General features: G+C 73.0%; 19 protein-coding genes and 1 pseudogene. 12 read left to right on the top strand and 8 right to left on the bottom strand.

The window, feature by feature from the left end:
* Positions 1-97: 97 nt before the first annotated feature.
* Positions 98-298, top strand: a pseudogene (locus tag AB0B76_RS56050) (hypothetical protein); the annotation flags it as partial.
* Here AB0B76_RS56050 and AB0B76_RS56045 read toward each other — a convergent pair.
* On the bottom strand, positions 262-645 hold the full coding sequence (locus AB0B76_RS56045; RefSeq protein ID WP_360393747.1) for a DoxX family protein: 384 nt from the start codon (positions 643-645) through the stop codon (positions 262-264). The pseudogene AB0B76_RS56050 and the gene AB0B76_RS56045 sit on opposite strands and share 37 nt — an antisense overlap.
* A 305-nt stretch (positions 646-950) precedes the next feature.
* Here AB0B76_RS56045 and AB0B76_RS56040 point away from each other — a divergent pair, with 305 nt between their 5' ends.
* A complete protein-coding gene (locus AB0B76_RS56040; RefSeq protein ID WP_360393744.1) occupies positions 951-4,058 on the top strand; it encodes a BTAD domain-containing putative transcriptional regulator in 3,108 nt (1,035 codons plus the stop codon).
* Here the strand turns inward: AB0B76_RS56040 and AB0B76_RS56035 are convergent.
* Positions 4,042-4,791, bottom strand: coding sequence for an ABC transporter permease (locus AB0B76_RS56035; RefSeq protein ID WP_360393742.1), 750 nt, complete (start codon positions 4,789-4,791; stop codon positions 4,042-4,044). The two genes, AB0B76_RS56040 and AB0B76_RS56035, sit on opposite strands and share 17 nt — an antisense overlap.
* Positions 4,788-5,723, bottom strand: a complete 936-nt coding sequence (locus AB0B76_RS56030; protein ID WP_360393739.1) for an ATP-binding cassette domain-containing protein — start codon at positions 5,721-5,723, stop codon at positions 4,788-4,790. The genes AB0B76_RS56035 and AB0B76_RS56030 overlap by 4 nt, the downstream gene beginning before the upstream one ends.
* Positions 5,724-5,829: 106 nt before the next feature.
* Here AB0B76_RS56030 and AB0B76_RS56025 point away from each other — a divergent pair, with 106 nt between their 5' ends.
* The 6 genes from AB0B76_RS56025 to AB0B76_RS56000 all read left to right on the top strand — a co-directional run bounded on the left by AB0B76_RS56025 (position 5,830) and on the right by AB0B76_RS56000 (position 16,386).
* Positions 5,830-8,409 carry a glucosidase gene (locus AB0B76_RS56025; protein ID WP_360393737.1) on the top strand — a complete coding sequence of 860 codons (2,580 nt, stop codon included), beginning with the start codon at positions 5,830-5,832 and terminating at the stop codon, positions 8,407-8,409.
* Positions 8,406-10,349 (top strand): amylo-alpha-1,6-glucosidase, encoded by a 1,944-nt coding sequence (locus AB0B76_RS56020; RefSeq protein ID WP_360393734.1) that lies wholly within the window; start codon positions 8,406-8,408, stop codon positions 10,347-10,349. The genes AB0B76_RS56025 and AB0B76_RS56020 overlap by 4 nt, the downstream gene beginning before the upstream one ends.
* Positions 10,350-10,358: 9 nt before the next feature.
* Entirely contained in the window at positions 10,359-12,557 is a 2,199-nt protein-coding gene (locus tag AB0B76_RS56015; RefSeq protein ID WP_360393732.1) for a xanthine dehydrogenase family protein molybdopterin-binding subunit, read from the top strand.
* A complete protein-coding gene (locus AB0B76_RS56010; protein WP_360393729.1) occupies positions 12,554-13,447 on the top strand; it encodes an FAD binding domain-containing protein in 894 nt (297 codons plus the stop codon). Before AB0B76_RS56015 ends, AB0B76_RS56010 begins: the two co-directional genes overlap by 4 nt.
* Position 13,448: 1 nt before the next feature.
* Positions 13,449-13,898: a (2Fe-2S)-binding protein gene (locus tag AB0B76_RS56005; protein ID WP_360393726.1), complete on the top strand. Its 450-nt coding sequence runs from the start codon at positions 13,449-13,451 to the stop codon at positions 13,896-13,898.
* A gap of 352 nt (positions 13,899-14,250) precedes the next feature.
* Positions 14,251-16,386, top strand: coding sequence for an Hsp70 family protein (locus AB0B76_RS56000; RefSeq protein WP_360393723.1), 2,136 nt, complete (start codon positions 14,251-14,253; stop codon positions 16,384-16,386).
* 118 nt (positions 16,387-16,504) lie between these two features.
* On the opposite strand, the gene AB0B76_RS55995 is transcribed toward AB0B76_RS56000, so the two are convergent.
* The 5 genes from AB0B76_RS55995 to AB0B76_RS55975 all read right to left on the bottom strand — a co-directional run bounded on the left by AB0B76_RS55995 (position 16,505) and on the right by AB0B76_RS55975 (position 22,296).
* Positions 16,505-17,254 carry an AraC family transcriptional regulator gene (locus AB0B76_RS55995; RefSeq protein WP_360393720.1) on the bottom strand — a complete coding sequence of 250 codons (750 nt, stop codon included), beginning with the start codon at positions 17,252-17,254 and terminating at the stop codon, positions 16,505-16,507.
* Position 17,255: 1 nt separating this feature from the next.
* Entirely contained in the window at positions 17,256-17,558 is a 303-nt protein-coding gene (locus AB0B76_RS55990; protein WP_360393717.1) for an antibiotic biosynthesis monooxygenase, read from the bottom strand.
* Between the two features lie 90 nt (positions 17,559-17,648).
* A complete protein-coding gene (locus AB0B76_RS55985; RefSeq protein WP_360393714.1) occupies positions 17,649-20,198 on the bottom strand; it encodes an ATP-dependent Clp protease ATP-binding subunit in 2,550 nt (849 codons plus the stop codon).
* Positions 20,199-20,251: 53 nt separating this feature from the next.
* A complete protein-coding gene (locus tag AB0B76_RS55980) occupies positions 20,252-20,665 on the bottom strand; it encodes a rhodanese-like domain-containing protein (protein WP_360393711.1) in 414 nt (137 codons plus the stop codon).
* A gap of 74 nt (positions 20,666-20,739) precedes the next feature.
* The gene (locus AB0B76_RS55975) at positions 20,740-22,296 is read right to left on the bottom strand and encodes a cellulose binding domain-containing protein (RefSeq protein ID WP_360393708.1); all 1,557 of its coding nucleotides are present in this window, start codon (positions 22,294-22,296) and stop codon (positions 20,740-20,742) included.
* 318 nt (positions 22,297-22,614) lie between these two features.
* On the opposite strand from AB0B76_RS55975, the gene AB0B76_RS55970 reads away from it, so the two are divergent.
* The 4 genes from AB0B76_RS55970 to kdpB form a co-directional block, all read left to right on the top strand.
* On the top strand, positions 22,615-22,821 hold the full coding sequence (locus AB0B76_RS55970; RefSeq protein WP_360393749.1) for a hypothetical protein: 207 nt from the start codon (positions 22,615-22,617) through the stop codon (positions 22,819-22,821).
* Positions 22,749-22,907: a potassium-transporting ATPase subunit F gene (locus tag AB0B76_RS55965; RefSeq protein ID WP_360393705.1), complete on the top strand. Its 159-nt coding sequence runs from the start codon at positions 22,749-22,751 to the stop codon at positions 22,905-22,907. The genes AB0B76_RS55970 and AB0B76_RS55965 overlap by 73 nt, the downstream gene beginning before the upstream one ends.
* Positions 22,907-24,568 carry a potassium-transporting ATPase subunit KdpA gene (kdpA, locus tag AB0B76_RS55960; RefSeq protein WP_360393702.1) on the top strand — a complete coding sequence of 554 codons (1,662 nt, stop codon included), beginning with the start codon at positions 22,907-22,909 and terminating at the stop codon, positions 24,566-24,568. Before AB0B76_RS55965 ends, kdpA begins: the two co-directional genes overlap by 1 nt.
* Positions 24,565-26,055 (top strand): potassium-transporting ATPase subunit KdpB (kdpB, locus tag AB0B76_RS55955; protein WP_360393699.1); only part of this gene is annotated, 1,491 nt, incomplete at its 3' end. The genes kdpA and kdpB, both read left to right, overlap by 4 nt.

The raw sequence follows: 26,055 nt of genomic DNA, 5'->3' as shown, positions 1-26,055 counted from the left end.
GGTGTGGGTCTGGCCGACGAGCACCGACCGCGCGTTGTCACGGGTGCGCGCTGGTCGCGGGAACTCGACCAGCCACGAGCCGCCGCCGGGGTCGACCCGGCCCGGCACCGGCCCGCACGTCATGGCCGCCCTCCGCAACGCCGCCATCGGCGCGCTCCGCCTCGCCGGCGCCACCAACATCGCCGCCGCCAACCGCCACCACGCCCGCAACCCCGACAGGGCACTGGCCCTACATTTGATCGGGAATGCTGGACATTCTGGTCAGCTGGAGAACGGCTCGATGACGAAGCGGCCGTAGGCGACGAAGACGGCGATCGCGAAGTACGCGGCATCGCCCGCCACGAGCTTGCCCTGGCCGAGCCGGCCGCGTGCGATCATCGCGCCGGTCAGGAGCAGGACCCAGCACGCGGCGGTGACCGGCACCATGACCGGTGCGATGTCGAGCACTGCGGGCAGGATCAGGCCGACGACGGACAGCAGTTCCAGGCAACCGAGGGTCTTGAGGAACCCGGTGCTGACGCTGTGGGTCCATTCGCCGCCTGGCTGCGCGGCGAGCCTTTCCTTGGATAGGAAGGTCTTGCTGATGCCACTGCCGAGAGCGACCAGAGCCAGCAGTCCTGCGGCGATCCAGAGAGCGACGTTCATGGGGTGCTCCTTGCGTTGTCCAGGTGGACCGGGCGTCTCCGAAGGCCGTGCAGCCTCAAGACACCGCGCGGTCAAAGGCTGTGACATCGCGTGAGCCAGGTCACCGCAACGGACAGGTTCGCGCCTGATGGAACCTGGCTTTCTTGAAGTTTGCGTGCCCGATCCCGCCGTGACTGAGGTTTGTGTACCTGACAGCGGCTCCTCCGGCGGGCCCCGCCGTATCGCCGTGACTACTGTCCGATATGGACAGCGTCGTGGAGTATGTGGCCGCGAGCCCGGCGACCGGCGCGTGGCAGAATCGCCAGGTGCAAATCGGGCTCTTGGGACCGTTCGAGGTTCGCGCGGACGACGGCGGTGTCGCCGACGTGCCGGGGGCGCGGCTGCGTGGGTTGCTCGTGGCGCTCGCGCTGCGGCCCGGCCACGCGGTTCCCAAGGGGACGCTCGTCGACTGGATCTGGGGGGAGCAGCCGCCCGCCGATGCCACCAACGCGCTCCAGCGGCTCGTGTCCCGGCTGCGCAAGGTGCTGCCCGACGGGTCGATCGAGGGGCAGACGGACGGGTACCGGCTGACGCTGGACCCCGACGCCGTCGATGCGGTGCGGTTCGAGCGGCTCCTCGGGGCCGGGCGCGCCCGGGAGGCCCTTGCCCTCTGGCGCGGCGCGGCGATGGAGGACGTCGGGCTGGTCGACAGCATGGCGTTCGACGCGGCGGCCGCGCGGCTCGACGGGCTGCGGCTGGCGGCTCTGGAGGATCTGTACGAGGGCGAGACCGCGCACGGGCAGGGTGCCCCGCTCGTCACCGAGCTGACCGACCTCGTCGCCGCGCATCCGGAGCGTGAGCGGCTCGTCGCGGCGCTGGTCCGGGCGCTGGCCGCGGCCGGGCGGGACAGTGAGGCGCTGCTGGTGTACCAGCGCACCCGCGAGGCCCTCGCCGACTCGCTCGGGGTCGATCCCGGGCCGGAGCTGTCGGCGGTGCACGTCGCGCTCCTGCGGGGCGAGCTCGGGCGGCGGGAGGAGCGTCCGCGGACCAACCTGCGGGCCGAGCTGACCAGCTTCATCGGCCGGGACGCCGACGTCGCGGCGGTGCGGGACCTCGTCGCCGGGCACCGGCTCACGACGCTGATCGGGCCGGGCGGGGCGGGCAAGACCCGGCTCGCCGCGGAGACCGCACGGACGCTGCTCGGCGATCTGCCGGACGGCGCGTGGCTCGTGGAGCTCGCGGCCATCGGGGCCGACGGCGACGTGGCTCAGGCGACGATCGCGGGGCTGGGCCTGCGCGACACGCTGCTCGGCAACGCGCCGAACGCGGACCTGACCGACCGGCTCATCGCCGCCGTCCGGGACCGCGAGACGCTGCTGATCCTGGACAACTGCGAGCACGTGATCGACGCCGCGGCGGCGCTCGCCGACCGGGTGCTCGGGGCGTGCCGGCGGCTGCGCATCCTGGCCACCAGCCGGGAGCCGCTCGGCATCACCGGCGAGGCGCTGTGGCCGGTCGAGCCGCTGGGGCTGCCCGACGGCGACGCGGAGCCGGCCGAGATCGAGTCCGCGCCGGCGGTGCGGCTGCTGCGCGACCGGGCCGGGGCCGTACGCCGGGACATCGCGGCCGACCCGAGGACGCTGGCGGCGATGGCGCGGGTGTGCCGGGCGCTGGACGGGGTGCCGCTGGCGATCGAGCTGGCCGCGGCCCGGCTGCGCACCATGACCGTCGACCAGCTGGCGCACCGGCTTGACGACCGGTTCCGCCTGCTCACCGGGGGCAGCCGCACCGCGCTGCCGCGGCACCGGACGCTGCGCGCGGTGGTGGACTGGAGCTGGGAGCTGCTCAGCGACGCCGAGCGGATGGTCCTGCGGCGGCTGTCCGTGTTCGCCGGTGGGGCGAGCCTGGAGGTGGCGGAGCGGGTCTGCGCCGGGGAGGGCGTCGAGCCGGAGCAGGTGCTCGAGCTGCTGACCGCGCTGACCGAGAAGTCGCTGCTGGTCATCGCGGCCGGCGACGCGCCGCGGTACCGGATGCTCGGCACGATCAAGGAGTACGCGGCGCAGCGGCTCGCGGAGGCGGGGGAGGAGGACCTGGCCCGCCGGGCGCACCTCGCGTGCTGCATCGAGCTCGCCGAGACCGCCGACCCGCACCTGCGCCGGGCCGAGCAGCTGGAGTGGCTCGCGATCCTCGAGGCCGAGCACGACAACATCGGCGCGGCGATGCGCGGGGCCCTCGCGGCCGGCGACGCGCACGCGGCGATGCGCCTCGGGGCGGGCGCCGGCTGGTACTGGTGGCTGGCCGGGCACAAGGCCGAGGGCATCGAGCTGCTCACCGCGGCGACGGCCCTGCCCGGCGAGGTGCCGGACGAGGTGCGGGCCCGGGCGTACGCGCTGATGGGCACGTTCGCCAGCGGCGGGCGCAACGACGAGACCCACGCGGCCGAGTGGATTCGCAAGGCCGGCGAGCTGCAGCGGCGCACCGGGTCGCGCGACCAGCTGCTGCAGTTCATCGCCCCGCTGGAGCGCATGCTGCAGGGGCCGGACCAGGCCCGGGACGCCTTCGAGCCGATGCTGCGCGCCGCCGACCCCTGGGCCCGGGCCCTGGCCCGGCTGCAGCTGGGCAAGATGCGGATCATCCTCGGCCACGGCGGCCGGGACGCCGACGCGTACCTCGAGCTGGCGCTGGCCGAGTTCCAGGCCCTGGGCGAGCGGTTCGGCATCCAGTTCGCGCTGTCGGAGCTGGCCGAGCGCATCGCCACCCGCGGCGAGTTCGCCGGCGCCTGCGAGCACTACGAGCAGGCGGTCGCGGTCATCGCCGAGGTCGGCGCGGTCGAGGACATCATCCGGATGCGCTCGCGCCAGGCGTTGCTGTACCGGCTGATGGGCGACGAGGAGGCCTCCGCGACCGCGATCGCCGAGGCGGACCGGTACGCCGCGCGGGTCACCTGGCCCGACGCGCTGGCCGACCTGGCCCTGAGCAAGGCGCGGCTCGCGGTCTGGGGCGGTGCCGCCGACGAGGCCCGCCGGCAGCTCGGCGTCGCGACGGCCCTCCTCGGCCCCGAGGCGGAGTGGGCGCACAACCGGGCGGCGAGCCACGACCTGCTCGGCTATCTGGCCGAGGACCTCGACGAGGCCCGGGCGCACCGCGCGGCGGCCTGCGCGGCGGCGGCCGAGGCCGGGTACCTGCGCGCGATCGCCGACGTCCTGGTCGGGGTCGCGGACCTGGCCCTGCGCCGCGACCAGCCCGAGCAGGCCGCGCGCCTGCTGGGGGCGGGCGCCGCGGTGCTCGGGCTGCCGGACCGGGCGAACCCGGACCGGAGCCGCGTGGAGCGGGAGGCCCGGCGCCGCCTCGGCGACACGAGGTACGCCGAGGCGGCTCAGGAGGGGGCCCAGGCGGACTGGGCGGAGGTTGCCGCGGTTACGCTCGCCGCTTGAAACTGCGCAGCGCCCACAGGTAGCCGACCAGGCCGATCCCGGCGCACCAGGCCACCGCCTGGATCGCCGACCCCGTCGACGGGGTCCCGATCAGCAGCCCGCGCAGCGTCTCGATGATGGGCGTGAACGGCTGGTACTCGGCGAACTGCTTCACCCCGGCCCCCATCTTCTCGGCCGGCGAGAAGGCGCTGCTCAGGAACGGCAGCATGATCAGCGGTACCGTGCCCAGCCCCGCCGACTCCGCGCTCTTGGCGGCCAGCCCCAGCGCCACGGTGATCCAGCTCGCCGCGAACGCCAGCAGCAGGACCAGGCCGGCCACGCCGAGCCAGTCGGCGAACCCCGCGTCCGGGCGGAACCCCATCGCGAACGCCACCCCGACGATGGCCGCCACGGCCACGAGCGCCCGCAGGGTCGTCTCGACGACGTGACCGGTCAGCACGGCGGCGCGGGAGACGTCCATCACCTTGAACCGGTTGATGACGCCGGTGGTCATGTCGGCGTTGACGGCCGTCGCGGTCGCCCCCAGCCCGTAGCTGATGGCCATCACGATCAGGCCCGGCGTCACGTAGTTGATGTACTTGACGCCGACGTCGAACGCGCCCCCGAGCACGTACACGAACATGAGCGCCATCACGATGGGGAACAGCACGGCGTTGAACACGGTGACCGGGTTGCGGACCGTGTGCTTGAAGTTGCGTCGGAGCATGATCGTCGAATCGGCGACGGCGCTCATGCGGTCACCTCCGTGCTCGCGCGGCCCGTCAGGGCCAGGAAGACGTCGTCCAGGTCAGGGGTGTGCACCGAGAACTCCTCGATGCCGATCTCGTGGGTGTCGAGCCGGTCGAGCAGGGCCCGCAGCGACCGGACGTCGCCGTCGCCGGGCACCCGCAGGGTCAGGTCCTGCTCGTCGCGGGTCGCGTCGGGCAGCACCCGCGCCGCCGCGTCGAGCTGGGTGCGGTCCGGGAACCGGAGGCGCACGTGGCTGCCCCGGACACGGCGCTTGAGCTCCGCGGCCGTGCCCTCGGCGACCACGCGGCCCTGGTCGAGCACCGCGATCCGGTCGGCGAGCTGGTCGGCCTCGTCGAGGTACTGCGTGGTGAGGAAGATGGTCACGCCGCCGGCGACGAGGTCGCGGACGATGTCCCACATCGTGCGGCGGCTGCGCGGGTCGAGCCCGGTGGTCGGCTCGTCCAGGAAGATGATCCGGGGGCCGCCGACCAGGGTCATCGCCAGGTCGAGCTTGCGCCGCATGCCCCCGGAGTACGTCGAGGCGAGCTTGCCCGCGGCCTCGGCCAGGTCGAAGCGCTCCAGCAGCCCGGTGACGACCGGGCCGGACGGGCGCACCCGCCGCAGGTCGGCCATCAGCTCGAGGTTCTCGCGGCCGGTCAGCAGCTCGTCGACCGCGGAGAACTGGCCGGTGACGCCGATGAGCCCGCGTACCGCCTTGGTCTCGGTGGTGACGTCGTGCCCCGCGATGCGCACCGTGCCGCCGTCGGCCGTCATCAGCGTGGTCAGCACGTTGACCGCGGTCGTCTTGCCGGCCCCGTTCGGGCCGAGCAGGGAGAAGATGGAGCCCGTGGGGACGTCGAGGTCGATGCCGTCGAGCACGACCTTCTCCCCGAATGATTTCCGCAGCCCCGTGGCCGCGATCGCCGAACTACTCATGCGAGGAGCATCGGCCGGTGGCCTGACACGCCTCCGCCACCGCCCTGACACGGCTCCCACCCGCCGGGTGTCGTCGCCCCGGCGCCGGGCGTGGTCGCCTGGAAGCATGAGCAATCCGGAGCGGGAGCGGGTGGCCACGGTCGGGCGGCCCGAGGACGGGCTGGCCCAGGCGAGCCCCTGGTATCGATGGGGGCCCTATCTGAGCGAGCGCGCGTGGGGGACCGTGCGCGAGGACTACAGCGACGGCGGGGCGGCGTGGGAGGCGTTTCCGCACGACCATGCCCGTTCCCGGGCGTACCGCTGGAGCGAGGACGGGCTCGCCGGGGTCTGCGACGCCGGGCAGCGGCTGTGCTTCGCGCTGGCCTTCTGGAACGAGCGGGACCCGATCCTCAAGGAGCGCATCTTCGGGCTCACCGGCAACGAGGGCAACCACGGCGAGGACGCCAAGGAGTACTGGTGGTACCTCGACGCCACCCCCAGCCACAGCTGGATGCGGTGGCGCTACCACTACCCGCAGGCGGCGTTCCCGTACGAGGACCTCGTGGCCGAGAACCGGCGGCGCGGGCGCGAGGAGCCGGAGTACGAGCTGCTCGACACCGGCGTCTTCGACGACGACCGGTACTTCGTGATCGAGGCCGACTACGCCAAGGCCGACCCGGACGACCTGTGCATCCAGGTCCGCATCACAAACGTCGGGCCCGACGCCGCGCCCCTGCACGTGCTGCCGACGCTGTGGTACCGCAACACCTGGTCCTGGGGCCCGGACGGCGAGCGGCCGCGGCTCACCTCCGACCGGCGGGCGATAAGCGCCGGCTCGATGGTGCTGCAGGCCGACGGGCAACCGCAGCAGCTGTACTGCGACAACGACACCAACGCCGAGCGGCTCTTCGGCGCCGGCCCCGCGGTGCCGTACCCCAAGGACGGCATCAACGACCACGTCCTGCACGGCGCCCCCACCGTCAACCCGGCCGGCGAGGGCACCAAGGCCGCCTTCTGGTACCAGCTGAACATCGGCCCCGGCGAGACCGTCGAGCTGAACCTCCGCCTCGCCCCGAAGGCCGACCCGAAGGCGTTCGGCCCCGCCTTCAAGAAGACGCTGCAGCAGCGGCGGCAGGAGGCCGACGCGTTCTACGCCGACCTGACCCCGAAGGGGACCAGCGCCGAGGACGCCATGATCATGCGGCAGGGCTTCGCCGGGATGATCTGGGGCAAGCAGTTCTACCACTACGACGTGGCCCAGTGGCTGGCCGGCGACCCCGCGCAGCCGCCACCCCCGCCCGGGCGGCGGCAGGGGCGCAACGCCGGCTGGCGGCATCTGGACGCGGCCGACGTCATGTCGATGCCGGACCCGTGGGAGTACCCGTGGTTCGCCGCCTGGGACTCGGCCTTCCACGCCGTCGCGCTGGCGCACCTCGACCCGGCCTTCGCGAAGTACCAGCTCCTCCTGCTGTGCCGCGAGTGGTTCCAGCACCCCAACGGGGCCATCCCCGCCTACGAGTGGGCGTTCGAGGACCTCAACCCGCCGGTGCAGGCGTGGGCCGCGCTGCAGGTGTTCGAGATCGACGGCCGGCGTGACATCGAGTTCCTGACCCGGATCTTCTCCAAGCTCGTGCTGAACTTCACCTGGTGGGTCAACCGCGAGGACGCCGGGGGCAAGAACCTCTTCGAGGGCGGGTTCCTCGGGCTGGACAACATCGGCCCGATCGACCGGTCGCACCTGCCGCCGGGGTACACCCTGGAGCAGTCCGACGCCACGGCGTGGATGGCGTTCTACTGCCTGAACCTGCTGGAGATGGCGCGCGAGCTGGCCCAGCACAACCCGGCGCTGGACGACCTGGTCATCAAGTTCCTCGAGCACTTCGCGCTCATCACCGAGGCGATGCGCGGCAGCGCGCTGTGGGACGAGCAGGACAGCTTCTTCTACGACATGCTGCGCGGCCCGGACGGCTCCGCGGTGCCGCTGCGGGTGCGCTCGATGGTCGGCATCATCCCGCTGTTCGCGACCAAGACGCTGCGGGAGGAGGACTTCCAGCGGGTCCGGGCGCGGAGCAAGAGCCTCGCCGACATCCCCGAGGAGCACGTCATCCACACCGAGGACGGCGGCCGGTTCGTGGGTGTCGGGGTGGCCGGGGCCGGGCGGGTGCGCCGCGTCCTGCCGCACCTGTTCGACGAGGACGAGTTCCTGTCGCCGTACGGGCTGCGCGCCCTGTCGCGGTGGCACGCCGAGCACCCGTTCAGCGTGGACCTGCCGGGCTGGACCGCGACCGTCGGCTACGAGCCGGCGGAGTCCACGACCGGCATGTTCGGCGGCAACTCCAACTGGCGCGGCCCGCTGTGGATGCCGCTGAACTACCTCGTCATGCGGACCCTCGCGGACTACGACGCCAACCTGGGCGGCGCCGTGAAGGTCGAGTACCCGACGGGCTCGGGCCGGATGCTCACCGCCGGCGATATCGCCGAGGATCTGCGGCAGCGGATGCTCTCGCTGTACCGCCGCGGAGAGGACGGCCGCCGGCCCGCCTTCGGCGGGGTCGACAAGCTCCAGCACGACCCGAACTGGCGCGACAACCTGCTGTTCTTCGAGTACTTCCACGCCGACAACGGCGCCGGGCTCGGCGCGATGCACCAGACCGGCTGGACCGGCCTGCTCGCCGAGCTCGTGGCGCGCCCGGGGGCGCCGCGATGATCACGTTCGGACGGCAGATCTGCGGCGACCTCGAGGCCGCGAGCACCCGCGAGTGGCTGGTGACCGACGGGCTCGGCGGCTACGCGATGGGCACCGTCTCGGGGCTGCGCACCCGGCGCTACCACGGGCTGCTCGTGGTCGCCGCGTCCGGCGGCGGCGCCCGGCAGCTCGGCCTGGCCGCGCTCGAGCCCGTCGTGCGGATCGGCGATCGGGTGGTGCGCCTGGGCACCGACGAGTGGGCTGGCGGCACCGTCGACCCGGCCGGGCACGTGCACCTGGCCGAGTTCCGCCTCGACGAGGGCGTGCCCTGCTGGCGCTGGGACCTCGGCGACGTGGTCGTCCAGCGCGAGATCGCGATGGCCCACGGGCGGGCCGCGGTCGGGGTCGTGTTCACGGTACTGCGGGCGCCGCGCCCGATCACGCTGGAGCTCACGCCGCTGTGCACGTGGCGGGACGCGCACGGCGAGCGCACCGCGGCCGGCGACCCGCGGGTGACCCCGGCCGCGGGCGGTTTCGCCTTCGAGGACGCCTACCGGGTCACCGGCCCGGACTGGCGGCCCGGCGGCGACTGGTACCGGGGCGTGTACGCCCGCGAGGAGGCGGCCCGCGGCCTCAACGCGGCCGAGGACCTCTGGGCCGCCGGGCACTTCACGGCGGAGCTGGAGGCCGGCGGTACCGCGGAGGTCACCGCGGCCGCGGGCCCCCTCGACCGCGCCGTGCCCACTGCGGCCGGCCTCGTCGTCGCCGCGCGCAAACGGGCCCGCAAGGTCGCCCGGCAGGCCGGCGCGAGCGACCCGGTGGGCCGGCAGCTCGCTCTCGCCGCGGACCAGTTCGTCGTCGACACCCCCACCGGGCCGTCGGCGGTCGCGGGCTACCCGTGGTTCGGGGAGTGGTCCCGCGACCTCATGACGTCCTTCGAGGGGCTGTTCCTGAGCACCAACCGGCTCGACGACGCCCGCGCCGTGCTGCTGCGGGCCGGCGCCACGGTGTCGGAGGGCATGCTGGCCAACACCGCCGACACCGGCACGCTGGAGTACAACACCGCCGACGCGGCGCTGTGGTTCGTGCACGCGATCGGCCGCTACGCCGCGGCCACCGGCGACCCCGACACGGTGAACGCGCTCGCCGGCCCGATGCGGGAGATCCTGACCCGCCACCGCGACGGCACGCGCTACGGCATCGCCGCCGACCCGGCCGACGGGCTGCTCACCCAGGGCAAGCCCGGCTTCGCGCTCACCTGGATGGACGCGCGGGTCGACGGCCGCCCGGTCACCGAGCGGCAGGGCAAGGCGGTCGAGATCAACGCCCTGTGGATCTCGGCGCTGGCGACCGCCGGGGAGCTGCTCGGGGACCGGGAGTTCGCCGCGGCCGCGGACCGTGCCGCGGCGTCGTTCCGGCGCCGTTTCGTGCGCCCGGGCGGCGCGGGGCTCTACGACGTCGTGGACGGCCCCGCCGGCGACGACCCCGCGGTCCGGCCGAACCAGCTCCTCGCCGTGTCGCTGCCGCACGCCCCGATCCGCGACGCGGCCCCGGTCGAGGCGTGCCGGCCGCTGCTCACCTCGCTCGGCCTGCGCTCGCTGGCCGCGTCCGACCCGGCCTACAAGGGCGTGCACCGCGGCGGCCCGTACGAGCGCGACCACGCCTACCACCAGGGCACGGTCTGGCCATGGCTGATCGGGCCCTTCGCCGACGCCGCCCGCCGCACCGGCGCCGAGCAACAGAGCCGCAGCGAGCCGGCCGGGTCTCCACCGACGTCGTCTGTGTCCGACGGCCTGCTCGACGGCCTCGAGCTGCACCTCGGCGAGTGGGGCCTGGGCTCGGTGTCGGAGACCGCGGACGGGGACGCCCCGCACGCGGCCACCGGCTGCCCGTTCCAGGCCTGGTCGGTCGCCGAGGTCCTCCGCGTCCGCCAGTCGTTTGCGGCACCGGCGCGGGGGTAGGCGGGTCGCATGATCGGTGCCCGGATCCCCCGCCGCGAGGACGCGCGGCTCGTGCGCGGGGCCGGGCAGTACGTCGCGGACGTCCGCGTCGAGGGGTGCCTCGACGCGGCGTTCGTGCGCGGCACCGTCGCCCACGGGGAACTGCGGGGCGTGGACCTGAGCCGGTCGCGCGAGGTACCCGGGGTCGTGGGCGCGTGGGCGCACGCCGACCTGCCGTACCTGCCGCCGACCCCGCCGATGCTGGACCCCGGCTCGATCGAGGGGCGCCCGTGGCCGGCCCTGGCCACGGACCGGGTGCGCTACTACGGCGAGCCGGTCGCGATCGTGGTCGCCGCCGACCGGTACCTCGCCGAGGACGGGCGCGACGCGGCCGGCGTGCGGATCGACGCGCTGCCGGTGCTGCTCGACCCGACGGAGGCGGCCGCGAGCGACGTGCACCTGTTCGCCGGTCTGAGCAACGTGGCCGTCGAGCGGGAGTTCGGCGCGGCCGCCCCGGACGAGGTGTGGCGGGCCGCGGCGATCGTGGTCGAGGCGCGGTACCGCCAGCAGCTGCTCATCCACACCTCCATCGAGCCCCGGGCGATCCTCGCGCGCCCCGAGCCCGACGGCGGCCTGACCGTCTGGGCGTCGCACCAGGCCCCGCACCGGCTGCGCCGCGACCTCGCCGGGGCGTTCGCGCTCGAACCGGCCCGGGTCCGGGTGATCGTGCCCGACGTCGGCGGGGCGTTCGGCGGCAAGAGCGAGACGTGGCCCGAGTACCTCGCCGTGGTCGCCGCCGCCCGCCGCCTCGGCCGCCCGGTGCGCTGGCTCGAGGACCGCGCGGAGGCGCTCGCCGGGCCGCCGCACGGGCGCGGGCAGAACCAGCGCGTCCGGCTCGCCGCCGCCGCCGACGGCCGCATCCTCGCCTACGAGCTGCACGTCGACGCCGACGTCGGCGGCTACCCGCACACCGGCTCGTTCATGCCCATGGCCACGTCGATGATGGCGACCGGCGCGTACGCCATCGAACACGTGCACGTGCGCACCCGCGCGGTCGTCACGAACACCGCGCCCACGGCCCCGTACCGCGGCGCCGGTCGCCCCGAGGCGGCCGCGGCGATCGAGCGCACCGTGGAGGTGCTCGCCCGCCGGCTCGGCCTCGACCCGGCCGAGGTGCGCCGGCGCAACTTCATCACCGCCTTCCCGTACGCCACGCCCACCGGGTTCACCTACGACAGCGGCGACTACGCGACCGCGCTCGGCGTGGCGCTCGCCGAGCTGAAGGTGGAGGACTGGCGCGCCGAGCAGGCCCGCCGCCGGGCCGCCGGGGGCCGGCCGATCGGCATCGGCCTGTGCACGTACGTCGAGCGCTCCGGGTCGGGGGAGGAGTACGGGGCCGTCGAGGCGTGCCCGGACGGCACGTTCGTCGCCGTGTCCGGCTGCTGCAGCACCGGCCAGGGCCACGAGACGTCCTTCCCGCAGGTGGTCGCCGACGTGCTGGGCGTCGAACCGGAGCGGGTGCGGCTCGTGGAGAAGGACACGGCACTGGTACCGCAGGGGATCGGCTCGTACGCCAGCCGCTCGATGCAGACCGGCGGCGCCGCCCTGCACCGGGCCGCGGCCCGGCTCGTGGACACCGCGCGGCAGCGGGCCGCCGAGGCGCTGGCGGTGCCGGTGGCGCAGGTCGAGTACCGGGCCGGCGCGCTCGTGGCCGGCCCGCGCTCGGTCACGCTCGCCGCCCTCGCCCCGCTGCGGGCCGAGGAGACGCTCGACCCGCCGGAGGCGTTCCCGTTCGGCGCCTACGCGGCCGTCGTCGAGGTCGACCCGGAGCTCGGCGGCGTCGCCGTGCTCGAGCTCGTCGCGGTCGACGACTACGGCGTCGTGGTCAACCCGCTCATCGTCGCCGGGCAGGGGTACGGCTCCATCGCGCAGGGCCTCGGGCAGGTGCTGTACGAGGACGCGCGCTACGACGCCGACGGCCGCCCGGGCGCCGTGAGCCTGCTCGACTACCTGCTGCCGACCGTCTCCGAGCTGCCGCCGCTGCGCCTGGCCGAGACCTGCACGCCGAACCCGAACACCGCGCTGGGGGCCAAGGGCGCGGGCGAGGCCGGCTGCATCGGCGTGCCCCCGGCGATCGTCAACGCCGTCGCCGACGCGCTCGGCCTGGACGACCCGGCCGCCCTGCAGATGCCGCTGACGCCGTACACGTGCTGGAGTGCCGCCCGATGAAGCCCGCCCCGTTCGACTACGTGGCCGCCCGCAGCACCGGGGACGTCGTCGCCGCGCTCGCCGACGGCGACACCCACGTGCTTGCCGGCGGGCAGAGCCTGGTGCTGGAGATGAACTACCGCACCCGGCGGCCAGCGCGGCTCGTCGACATCAACCGGGTGCCGGGCTTCGACCGCCTCGAGGTGCTCGACGGCGCGCTGCGGATCGGCCCGCTCGTGCGGCACCGCGCCTTCGCGGCCGGCGCGGTCGCGGCGCTGCGGCCCGGGACCGGGGAGCGGGCGGCCGCCGTGGGTGCGCTCGGCGACCTGCTGCGCCGGGTGGCCCGGCACATCGCCCATCCGCCGATCCGGGCCCGCGGCACCATGCTCGGCAGCCTCGCCTACGCCCACCCGGCCGCCGAGTGGCCCGCGGTCGCCGTCGCGCTCGACGCCCGCCTCGAGCTCGTCGCCGCCGCCGGGAGCCGCAGCGTCGCCGCCGCCGACTTCTTCACCGGGCCGTTCGCGACCGTGCGCCGGCCGGGGGAGCTGCTGCATGCGGTACACCTGCCACTGCTGCCGCCCGGAACGAGCGTCGGCTTCGCCGAGCACCGGCGCACCCACGCCAGCTTCGCCCAGCTGGCCGCCCTCGTGGCGGTGACGCTCGCCGGGGGCCGGGTCACCGCCGCGCGCATCGGCCTGGTCAACGCGGCCGAGCGCCCGGTCCGCGCGACCGGCGCGGAGGCGGCGCTGCGGGACCGGCCGCTGGACGACGCCGCGATCGCCGGGGCCGCCGCGGCCGCACGGGACGACGCCGACCCGCGGCCGCAGCCGTACGCGGACGCCGACTACCTGCGCCACGCCGCGGCCGTGCTGGTGCGCCGGGCCCTGCTGCAGGCGCGGGACGGAGACTGACGTGCGCATCACCCTGACCGTCAACGACCGCGCGTACGAGCTCGACGTGCCGCCGCGGCGCACCCTGGCCGACGCCCTGCGCGAGGACTGCGGCCTCACCGGCACCCACCTCGGCTGCGAGCACGGCGTCTGCGGCGCGTGCACGGTACTCGTGGACGGCGACGCGGTGCGCTCGTGCCTGATGTTCGCGGTGCAGTGCGACGGCGCCCGGGTCCGCACCGTGGAGGGCCTCGACCACCCGCTGCAGGCGGCGTTCTCGGCCGAGCACGCGCTGCAGTGCGGCTTCTGCACGCCGGGCTTCCTGATGCTGGCGACCGGCGCCCTGGAGTCGGACCCGGCGGTCTTCGACGACCCGGAGCGCCTGCGCGAGCTGCTGACGTCGAACCTGTGCCGGTGCACCGGCTACGAGGGCATCAGGCGGGCCTGCGAAACCATGCGCGCGCGTGGATGACGGAGCGCTGATGGCCGCCGTGTCACGGTAACGCTGTGCCGGTCGCGGACAGCACCGGTTTCCCGTCCCGACGAGCGGCCGGGTCCGCGCCCGATCCGCGGCACGGCGAATGCCAAGATCGCCCGTTCGCGGCTGTGCGTTGAGCGGCCAAACGAATCGACCCCGCTGACTTCTGGCAACGTGCCCTTGTGCCGCATGCTTGGGCGGGCCGCGTGGCAGGTGCCCGTTGAGCGCCTTCGCGGGCGCCGGCCGCCAGTGGCCACCTGGCCACGAATCTTGGTCTCTTCGCCCGACTACCGGTCCGCCGGTACGACTCACTTAGATACTCAGCGTGGTAGCAGCATCTGCGTGGTTGGGTGTCGACTTCGGTACCTCACACACGGTCGCGGTAATCGCGCAGCCGGGTGGCCGTACCGAGGCGCTACTGTTCGACTCCTCTCCGCTGCTTGCTTCTGGGGTGTTCGCGGACAGCGGCCGGTTGCTTGTAGGACGTGATGCGGAGCGGGCCGGTCGCATGAGTCCCGCACACTACGAGCCGAACCCCAAACGGCGTATCGATGATGGCGCACTGTTGCTGGGTGGGTCCGAGGTGCCGGTGACGGACGCGATCGGGGCCGTGTTCGCCCGGGTGCTGGCTGATGCCCGGCGAGCGTTGGGCGAGTCACCAGCGGAGGTGGTGCTCACCCACCCGGCCGGCTGGGGACCGAATCGCCAATCGTTGCTCACGGCTGCTGCTGATACAGCCGGGTTGGGCAAGGTTCGGCTGATCGCCGAGCCGGTTGCCGCGGCAGCGTACTTCACCACGGTTCTCGGCCACCAGGTGCACGCTGGTCATGCGGTTGTGGTCTACGACTTCGGTGCGGGCACCTTTGACATCAGTGTCGTGCGCCGCCAGCCCGACGGCGGCTGGGAGGTCGCCGCAGCGGCCGGGCTCGACGACGTGGGCGGCGTGGACTTGGATGCGGCAATCGTGGACTGGCTGCGTCGCAATGCCAACGACGCCGAAACTTGGAATCGGCTCACCAGCCCCAGCAGTACCACCGAATTTCGGGCCCGTCGGCAACTGTGGGACGACGCCAGGGCGGTGAAGGAGCAGTTGACTCGAGCCAGCAGTGCTGGCCTGCCGATTCCGTTGGTGGACCACGATACGCACATCACCCGGGAGGAGTTCGAGGAGATCGCCCGGCCGTACCTGGACCGCACTGTCGCGCTGACCACAGCCACGTTGTTCACCAGCGGCGTTACTTCGGACCGACTGGCCGGCGTATTCCTCGTCGGTGGATCCAGCCGCATTCCCCAGATCAGCACGCTGCTGCAGCGGGCGCTGGGCGTCGCGCCGGTCGTCATCGAGCAGCCCGAACTCGTCGTGGCATACGGCAGCCTGCAGGAACTCGTGGCACCACCGACCACGCTTGCAGCCAGCCCGTCGGCATCCACACACCCGGTCGATGCCGATGGGCAGTCAGCCAATGCTGGCACTGCCAACGCGGTTGCGGCGCCGACCGGTGCAGGTTCTTCGACGGCCTCGACCGTCGCCATCGCGCCCAGGCCAGTGGAACCGGTCGAGGCCTCGCGGTCCGTTCAGACCGCAGCGACAAAGGCGCATCGAGTGGGCGCCCCCTCACGTAACCTATCCGTCGCGTCGTCGGCCAAGCCAGCTGGTGCGGCTGGAAGTCCGCCAGCAGAAACCGGCCCCGGATCGTTGCCAACCGCCCCTTCGGGGCGTGGCGTATCAGTGCCGCCGTCGGTGCATGGCGCAACTCCGCGGTGGACGGCAGTGACGGCGTGGTTGATGCTCGCGCTCGCCGTTCTCACCTGTATATGGGAACTGGCCCCGCCGGAATACAACCTTCTGGATGCTTCCGAAGGTCTCGCCGTGGTTGCCGCAGTCTTCGTGGTCGCGATCCGCGTCGTGCGCGGCGGCGGACGGTCCTTCGCGCTTCCCGCGCTCGTTGCGCCGCTTGTTGTAGAAACCTTCTGGGCCATACTCCCGAGCGGAGACGGACGCGACTTCGTTCGGACTCTCCTGAGCGTGATCGGCCTGGCTTTCAGCCTGTTCTTGCTGGTCAATGACTTGCGCCAGAGAGTTGAGCCTCCTCGGATAGCGCCGATCATATTCGGTGGCCTCACATTTGTGGCCCTTGTCGTTGTCATCTTCCGCTTCCCCGCCAACGCTCCGGCGAACCGCGAGGCATTCGATGCCTGCATGTACGGTTCATTCGCGTGCATAGTCAGTCAAATGGCATGGGAACGAGATGACAGCAAACGTCGCCTGGTCGGTGTGGCCCTATCTGTATCCGGCGTGGTGAGTTGCGGTCTGATTATTGGCCAACTTATTCAAAGTGATTGGTACGGCCCCATGACCGTCTACCGCCTTGCACTCATCGTATGTACGGCGCTGGTCGTGGCCGGCGCTCTGGTCGGATCGTTTGCACTGGGTGGCGGACCTAGGACGCCGAACAGCACTGCCGCAGGTCAAATCGATTGAGTCGCTGTCCTGGTGTCCTGCACCGAAATTCGCCTACAAAATCGGGCGATGCCGAACGTTGCGCAGTGAGCGCACACGAATGCCGCGCGTCAACCAAGATCGGCTGCGCGCTCATCGGCTAAACGAAGCTGTCCCGGTACTGCGTCGGCGAGCGGCCGGTCAGCTCGCGGAACGCCGCGTTGAACGCCGACAGCGACGTGTACCCGACCGCGAACGCGATCTTCGTGACCGGCGCGTCGCCGGCCGCGAGCTCCTCGATCGCCCGCATGACGCGCATCCGGCGCAGGGCCGCGCGCCAGGTGAGGCCGGTCTCGTCCTCGAAGCGGCGGGCCAGGGACCGGGGCGCGAGGCCGACCGCGGCGGCGATGTCCTCGAAGCGGACCTGCTCGCCGAGGCGCTCCTCGGTGAGCCGCAGGGCACGGCGCAGCTCGGGGGAGCGCCCGGCCGGCACGACGACCGGGCTCGGCGTCTCGGCGAGGCGCCAGGCGACCGCGGCCAGGGCCGTGAACAGCGCCGCGGCGTAGGGGATGAGCGGCTCGTCGCCCGGGCCCCACGCGCCGCACTCGGCGACCAGGGCCCGCGCGAGCGGGGAGAGGTCGAACACGGCCAGCGGCGCGGCCGGCGGCGGGGTGAACGCGGTGTCGAAGAGCACGGAGGCGGTGGTGACCGGCTGCGGCAGGCTCACCTGGATGGGGCGGCCGGCCTCGATGAGCGCCGCCCGGGCCGGTGGCAGCAGCCAGGCCTGGCCCTGCGCCTCCAGCCGGAGGGCACCGGCGGAGGCGCAGAGCAGGTAGTGCCGGTCGACGCACAGCTCGCGCGCGGGTTCGGGCGCAAAGGTGCGCACGAAGCTGTACGCCTGCCGGGTCATCTCAGGCCACCGTCTCCAGCAGTTCGGCGTGGAAGCGCCGGCTCACCGGCGCGTCGGTCATCATCGGGCGGAGCACCGCGCCGGAGCGCGTGAAGGCTTCGGAGGCGAGGTACGGCGCGAACGCCTCCTCATCCTCCCACTCGTGCACGACGGTGACGGTGGCGTCGTCCTCCCGGGAGGCGTAGACCCGGAAGGCGATGTTGCCGGGCATGGCGCGGATCTGGTCGCGCTCGGACTCGAGCTGGGCGAGGGCCGCGGGCCGGTCGGCGGCGGCGGTGCGGAAATCGAGAATCGCGATGAACATGCGACGATCCTCGCCCGCACCGCGACCGTACCGCCGCCGCCGGTCGGACAGGTTCACGCTCCCAGCGGACACGTGGTCCCGGGGCGGTTCTCAGCGGGCGGCCTGCGCCTGAGCCTCGGACGTGTCGAAGCGGAGGGCGCCGCCGTCGGCGTCGACCCGCACGTGCTGGCCCCGGTCCAGCCGGCCCGTGAGGAGCATCTCGGAGAGCCGGTTGTCGACCTCGCGCTGGATGGTGCGCCGCAGCGGCCGGGCGCCGAACTCGGGCTCGTGGCCGTGCTCGGCGATCCAGTCCACCGCCGCCGGCGTGAACTCCACGGTGACGTCCTGGGCTTGCAGGCGCCGCCGGGTCAGCTCGAGCAGCAGCCGGGTGATCTCGCCCAGCTGCCCGGCGGTGAGCCGGGCGAAGATGACGACCTCGTCGATGCGGTTGAGGAACTCCGGGCGCAGCTCCTGCCGCAGCCGGCGCAGGACCCGGTCGCGCACCTCGCCGTCGTCGCGGTCGGCGCCCTCGCCGCCGGCGGTGAAGCCGAGCGCCGGGCCGCCGGCGGTGAGCAGCTCGGAGCCGAGGTTGCTCGTCATGATCAGCACGGTGTTGCGGAAGCTGACGGTGCGGCCCTGGCTGTCGGTGAGCCGGCCGTCGTCGAGCACCTGCAGCAGGAGGTTGAACACGTCCGGATGGGCCTTCTCGATCTCGTCGAGCAGGACCACGCTGTACGGGCGGCGGCGCACCGCCTCGGTGAGCTGCCCGGCCTCCTGGTAGCCGACGTAGCCGGGCGGCGCCCCGACGAGGCGGCTGACCGTGTGCCGCTCCTGGAACTCGCTCATGTCCAGCCGGATCATCCGGTGCTCGTCGCCGAACAGGGCCTCGGCGAGGGCGCGGGCCAGCTCGGTCTTGCCCACGCCGGTCGGGCCGAGGAACAGGAAGCTGCCGATCGGCCGGCCGGGGTCGCCGAGCCCGGCCCGCGACCGGCGCACGGCCTCGGCCACCGACCGCACCGCGTCCTCCTGGCCGACCAGCCGCCGGTGCAGCCGCTCCTCGAGCCGGCCGAGCCGCTGCCGCTCCTCCTCGGTGAGCTGCGCGGCGGGGATGCCGGTGGCGCGGGACACGACCTCGGCGACGTCCTGGGCGGTGACCTCGCCGGGCCGGGCCGGTCCGGTGGCGGCCCGCTCGATGCGCGCCCGCAGCTCGTGGACCCGGTCGCGCAGGGCGCTGGCGTGCTCGTACTGCTCCTGGGCGACCGCCTGGTCCTTGTCGCGCACCAGCTGCTCCAGCCGGGCCTCGAGGTCGCGCGTGTCGGTGGCCGGGGCCAGCGCGCGCAGCTGCACCCGGGCGCCGGCCTGGTCGATGAGGTCGATCGCCTTGTCGGGCAGGAACCGGTCGGTGAGGTACCGGCTGGACAGGTCGGCCGCGGCGACGAGCGCCTCGTCGCGGAACCGCACGCCGTGGTGGGCCTCGTAGCGGTCCCGCAGCCCGCGCAGGATCTCGACGGTGTCCGGCACCGACGGCTCGGGGACCAGGACCGGCTGGAAGCGCCGCTCGAGCGCCGCGTCCTTCTCGATGTAGCGGCGGTACTCGTCCAGGGTGGTCGCGCCCATGACGTGCAGCTCGCCGCGGGCCAGGGCCGGCTTGAGCATGTTCGCGGCGTCGGCCCCGCCGGTCTCGCCGCTGCTCCCGGTGCCCACGACGGTGTGGACCTCGTCGATGAACAGGATCAGCTCGTCGCTGTGGCGGCGCACCTCCTCGATGAGCGTCTTGAGCCGCTCCTCGAAGTCGCCGCGGTACCGGGTGCCGGCGACCAGCCCGGTCAGGTCGAGCTGGACCAGGCGCTTGCCGGTCAGCGTGCGCGGCACGTCCCCGTCGGCGATGCGCTGGGCCAGCCCCTCGGCGATCGCGGTCTTGCCGACGCCGGCCTCGCCGATGAGCACCGGGTTGTTCTTGGTGCGCCGGGCCAGCACCTCGACGCACTGGTCGATCTCGCCGGCCCGCCCGATGACCGGGTCGATCCGGCCTTCGCGGGCGGACGCGGTGAGGTCGGTGCCGTAGCGGTCCAGCGTCGGGGTGTCGCCGTGCGCCGGACCGCCGGCGCGGGCACCGGCCGGGGCGCCCGGCGCCGGCTGGTTGATCGCGTCGCGCAGCGACTCCGGCGTCACCCGCTGCCCGGCGAGCGGCTCGCCGCCGGTCGACTGCGGGTTGAGCGACAGCGCGAGCAGGATGTGCTCGGGCCCGATGTACGACGCGCCGCCGGCCCGGGACAGCTGGTGCGCCTGCAACAGGGCCCGCTTCGTGGCCGGCGACAGCGCCGACGTGCTGCCCATGGGCCGGGCGGGCCCGTGCTGGCGGTGCACGTCCAGCACCTGCCCGAGCTGGTCGGGGTCGCCCCCGGCCCGGCCGAGCACCTGGCGCAGCGGCTCGCGCTGCAGGATCGCCCACAGCAGGTGCACGGTGTCCAGGTCGTCGTCGCCGGAGTCGGCCGCATAGCGGGCCGCGTCCAGCATGAGGTCGCGAGCCTCCTGGCTCATGAGCCGGCCGAGGTCGATCCGGCGGCCCGAGCGGTCGGCCGGACCGGCGAAGAACCGGGCGATCAGGTCGTCGAGCGGATTGTCCGCGCCGGGGTCGTCGTCCCAGTAGGCGTTCGTCACCGGGGCCCGGCTACCCCGCCGGGGGCCCGGTAACCCTCCGCGGGCCGGGCTCGTCAGCGGCGGACGTCGGCCGGGCCGCGGTGCAGCGGCAGGCCCGCGGCCAGCCACGCCTCCACCCCGCCGGCCAGGTCGGTCGCCCGGTGCAGCCCCACCCGCCGCAGGCTCTCGGCCGCCAGGCTGGAGCTGTACCCCTGCCGGCACACGACCACGACCTCGACGTCGTACCCGGCCGCCTCCTCGATGCGCGCGTCGCTCGCGGGGTCGAGGCGCCACTCGAGCACGGTGCGGTCGATGACGATCGCCCCGGGCAGCTCGCCGGTCTCGGCCCGCTGGGTCTCGGTTCGCGTGTCGACGACGAGTGCGCCGCGCCGGCGCGCCGCCTCCGTCTCGTGCGGGGTGTACCGCCGGATGCCGTTGCGGGCCTCGTCGAGGATCCGGTCCACGCCTGTGGCGCTGAGTTGCTGCACCCCCGAATTCTGCCGGGTGGCGGCCCCGGTCGCCGGGGCGGGTCGGCCTCGCGCCGTCTCGCCCCGGCGGGTACCTACCAGGTCAGCGGCAGGCCGTTGATGAACGTCGTGAGCGCGCCGGCGATGATCCGGTCGTCGTGCAGCGACGGGTGCCAGTCGCAGCCGAGGTGGTCCAGGCCCAGCGCGTTGTCGTCGTAGTACAGGCTGCGGACCCGGGCGTCGCCCTGGCCGGCGCGGGTCTGCACGATCTGCTGCACGGAGCTCGCGAACGCGGTGGTGATGTAGGACAGGTCGGGGTAGGTGAGCACGATGTACGTGTCCGGCCCGTACCGGTCCCGCAGCGTGGCGATGAACGCGAGGTAGGCGGTGCGGTAGTCGGCGGCGAGCGCGTCGACCGTGGCCCAGGGCTCACCCGCCGTGAGCGCGGTGGAGAAGTCGTTGATGCCGAGGCCGACGACGACCACCTGCGGCTTCCAGGTGCCCGGGTTCGGCCAGACGGCGCTGTTGTACAGCGCCTGGAGGTCGGTGTCGTAGTAGCTGCGGAAGCTGGTCGCGGTGTTCTGGCCGCCGTAGTTGCGCACCATGCCCAGCCCCGACCAGGCGATGGTCTGGTAGTCGGCGCCCAGGCCCTTGGCCGCGAGGGCGCCGAAGGCGGAGTCGGCGTTGGAGTTGCGGGTGACGCCGCCGTTGCTGCTGCAGTCGCGGGTGGTGGACATGTTGCCGTAGCCGGCGGTCCACGAGTCGCCGATGAGCTCGACCTGCCGGGGGCGTGCCGCGGGCCGGCTCAGGATCGCCCCACCGGGCGCGGCGACGAAGCCGGAGAACTCGCCCGCCGCCCACGGGCTCTCGGTACGCTTCGCCAGCCGGACGGTGTGCTCGGCGTTGCTGAGGTTGTTCACCCAGTAGGTGGTCCGGCCGGGGGTGACAAGCGTCGCGACGGTCGCGCCGTCGACCTGCACCACGTAGTCGTTGTTGGAGTCGTTGAGGGCGACGCCGACGCCGGTGCCGCGGAACCGGCCCTCGAAGTAGACGCCCGGCCAGGTGTACTGCATGACGCCGTCAACGGTCCGGACCCGGCCGGGGGTGTACACCTGGGCCAGGCCGGCCGGCGGCGTGGACACCGACGCCGACGGGGACGCCGGCTTCGACGACGACGCCGATGCCGAGGGGGACGCCGGCTTCGACGACGACGCCGACGCCGAGGGCGAGGGCGACCCCGGCGGGACGGGGCCGTTGCAGGCCGTGCCGTTCAGGGTGTAGGCGGTCGGCACCGGGTTCGATCCGGTCCACGACCCGTTGAAGCCGAACGAGACGGTCGCGCCGCTGGCCAGGCTGCCGTTCCAGGCCGCGTTGGCCACGCTGACCTGGGCCCCGGTCTGGGTCACGGTGCCATTCCACAGCTGCTGGACGGTCTGCCCCGCGGCGAAGGCCCACCCGAGCCGCCAGGTCGACACGGCGTCGCCCAGGTTCGTCAGGCTCACGCTGGCCCCGAAGCCGCCCGTCCACTGGCTGGTCACGGTGTAGGTCACGCGGCAGCCGGCGGCGGCCGCGGCCGGCCCGATCGCGCTGAGCGCGGCCCCGGCGGCGACGGCGCCCGTGGCGAGCGCCGCCACCCAATGCCGATTTCCCATTGATCCACCTCCTGGTGTCAGACATCGACTTACAGGAATTTTCGAAACCGGGGCAACCGGCCGGGACCCGACCCGCCGCCGACCGCGTGGCGGCGATGAAACATGCACGCGTTGAGAGCGCGTCCAAGAAATCGCGGGTCCGGCATAGGGAAAGCATCAAGAGCCCCGGGCCGGGTAGGACGCCCGGTCTTCACTTGCGGCGGAAGCGCAGCGGGTGTCGAAACGGGTGCGAGATGAACGGGACATGGTGGCCGGTGCGGCGCAACGCCGCACCGGCCGGCCTCACCCTCGCCGCCGACAGCGGCGATCGCCTGGACCGTGCTCGACGGGTTCCTGGTGCACCGGCTCGGCACGCCGGCCCGGGACGGCCCGGCGGACGCGCTCCGCCTCGCCGTGCGGCGTGTGCGCACCTGGCTCTACGGCGAAAGGAGGCAAGTCCCAGTGGCTGATGTGTGGTTTCTGTTGCTGACGATCGCGGCGTTCGTGGTTCTCGGCCTGGCGGTGCGGGCGGTGGAGCGGCTGTGAGTGCCGAGAACCTTGTCGGTCTCGTCCTCGCGGTCGTCCTGACCGCGTTTCTGATTGCGGCCCTACTGTTTCCGGAGCGGTTCTGATGAGCCCAACGATGGCGGGCGTGCTGTTCATCGTTTCGCTGGTCGCAGCCCTGGTACTGGTGTACCGGCCGTTCGGCGACTACACGTACCGGGCGATCACCGCCCCGCGTCATCTGCGTGCCGAGCGGATCGTGTACCGCGTGGTCGGCGTCAACCCTGCGGGTGAGCAGTCGTGGGGTGTCTACGCGCGCAGTGTGCTGGCGTTCTCGGCGGTGTCGATTCTGTTCCTGTACCTGTTCCAGCGGTTCCAGAACCGGCTGTGGCTCAGTCTCGGGTTCGACCCGGTCAAGCCGGACCAGGCCTGGAACACTGCGGTGAGCTTCGTGACGAACACGAACTGGCAGTCGTACTCGGGTGAGTCGACGATGGGCCATCTGGTGCAGATGTCCGGGCTGGCGGTGCAGAACTTCGTCTCCGCCGCGGTCGGTGTGTCGGTTGCCGTGGCACTGGTGCGCGGGTTCACCCGGTCGAAGACCGACCAGCTCGGCAACTTCTGGGTCGATCTGGTCCGGGTCAGCCTGCGTGTCCTGCTGCCCGTCGCGGTCCTCGGCGCGTTCGTGCTCATCGCCGGCGGTGTGGTGCAGAACCTGTCCGCCGGCACCGACGTGACGACCCTGGCCGGCGCGGCGCAGCACGTCACCGGCGGTCCGGTGGCGTCGCAGGAGGCGATCAAGGAGCTCGGCACCAACGGCGGTGGTTTCTACAACGCCAACAGCGCGCACCCGTTCGAGAACCCGACCGGCTGGACGAACTGGGTCGAGATTTTCCTGATCCTGCTGATTCCGTTCGGCCTGCCGCGGGTGTTCGGCCGGATGGTCGGCGACCGGCGCCAGGGCCTGGCGATCGCGGGCATCATGGCGATCCTGGCGATCGGCAGCACCATCGCGCTCAGCGCCCTGCAGCTGCACCACGCCGGCACCGTGCCGGCCGCGGCCGGGGCGGCGACGGAGGGGGTGGAGACCCGGTTCGGGGTGGCGCAGTCGGCGACGTTCGCCGCGGCCACCACGCTGACCTCGACCGGCGCCGTGAACTCGTTCCACGACTCGTACACGGCGCTGGGCGGCCTGGTGACGATGCTGAACATGATGCTCGGCGAGGTCGCGCCCGGCGGGGTCGGCTCCGGCCTGTACGGGATGCTCATCCTCGCCGTCATCACGGTGTTCGTGGCGGGGCTCATGGTCGGGCGTACGCCGGAGTACCTGGGCAAGAAGATCGGGGCACGGGAGATCAAGTTCGCGTCGCTGTACCTGCTGACGACCCCGGCCCTGGTCCTCGTCGGCACCGCGACCGCGATGGGCTCGGCGTCGGCGCGCTCCTCGATGGCCAACCCCGGCCCGCACGGCCTGTCCGAGGTCCTGTACGCGTTCACGTCGGCGTCGAACAACAACGGCTCCGCGTTCGCCGGCATCAGCGCCAACACAACCTTCTACAACACAGCGCTCGGCCTGTGCATGCTGCTGGGCCGGTTCCTGCCCATCATCTTCGTCCTCGGCCTGGCCGGCTCCCTCGCCCGGCAGCAGCCGGTCCCCGCGTCCGCGGGAACGCTCAAAACGTACCAACCCCTCTTCATCGGCATGGTCGTCGCCGTCACCGTCGTCGTCGTGCTGCTCACCTACCTCCCAGCCGTCGCACTCGGCCCCCTCGCGGAAGGCATCCGATGAACGTCGCCGCAACCCTGCGGTCCACCCCCGACGCGCTGCGAAAGCTCAACCCGGCGACGCTGTGGCGCAACCCCGTCATGTTCATCGTCGAGATCGGCTCCATCTACTGCACCGTGCTCGCGATCGTGGATCCCGGCGTGTTCGCGTGGGCGATCGCGGCCTGGCTGTGGCTGACCGTGCTGTTCGCCAACGTCGCCGAGGCGGTCGCCGAGGGCCGCGGGAAGGCGCAGGCCGACACGTTGCGGCGCGCGAAGCGGGACACCGTCGCGCAACTGCGCGACGGCCGCACGGTCCCGGCGGGCGAGCTCCAGCAGGGCGACGTCGTCGTGGTCGAGGCGGGGCAGATCATCCCCGGCGACGGCGACGTGATCGAGGGCATCGCCTCGGTCGACGAGTCGGCGATCACCGGCGAGTCGGCTCCGGTCATCCGCGAGTCGGGCGGCGACCGGTCGGCGGTCACGGGCGGCACGAAGGTGCTCTCCGACCGGATCGTCGTGAAGATCACGCAGCGACCGGGCGAGTCGTTCATCGACCGGATGATCGGCCTGGTCGAGGGGGCGAACCGGCAGAAGACGCCGAACGAGATCGCGCTGAACATCCTGCTCGCCTCGCTCACCATCATCTTCCTGCTCGCGGTCGTCACCCTGCAGCCCCTCGCCGTCTACTCGGGCGGCCCGGTCTCCGGCGTCGTCCTGGTCGCCCTGCTGGTCTGCCTGATCCCGACCACGATCGGGGCGCTGCTGTCGGCGATCGGCATCGCGGGCATGGACCGGCTGGTGCAGCGCAACGTCCTGGCCATGTCCGGCCGGGCCGTCGAGGCGGCCGGCGACGTGAACACGCTGCTGCTGGACAAGACGGGCACGATCACGCTCGGCAACCGCCAGGCGGGCAACCTGCTGCCGGTCGACGGCGTGACCGCGCAGGAACTGGCCGAGGCCGCGCAGCTGTCATCGCTCGCCGACGAGACGCCCGAGGGCCGTTCGATCGTCGTGTACGCCAAGGAGCACCACGGACTGCGCGAGCGCGACGTCGCCGGCGCCGTGTGGGTGCCGTTCACCGCGCAGACGCGGATGTCCGGCGTCGACGTCGACGGGCGGCAGGTGCGCAAGGGCGCCGCGACCGCGGTGATGCAGTGGGTCCGCACGCACAGCGGGCACCCCACCAGCGAGGTCGGGTCCATCGTGGACGCCGTCTCCTCCTCCGGCGGCACCCCGCTCGTGGTCGCCGTCCGCCGCGGCGGCGAGCCGGCCCGCACCCTCGGCGTCATCCACCTCAAGGACGTCGTCAAGCAGGGCATGCGGGAGCGGTTCGAGGAGATGCGCCGGATGGGCATCCGCACCGTGATGATCACCGGGGACAACCCGCTGACGGCCAAGGCGATCGCGGAGGAGTCCGGCGTCGACGACTTCCTCGCCGAGGCCACCCCCGAGGACAAGATGGCCCTCATCAAAAAGGAGCAGCAGGGCGGCAAGCTCGTCGCGATGACC

Source organism: Dactylosporangium sp. NPDC049140 (assembly GCF_040648435.1).
Note: the sequence above shows the minus strand (reverse complement) of the source record. Positions and strands in the feature narration are given on the sequence as shown.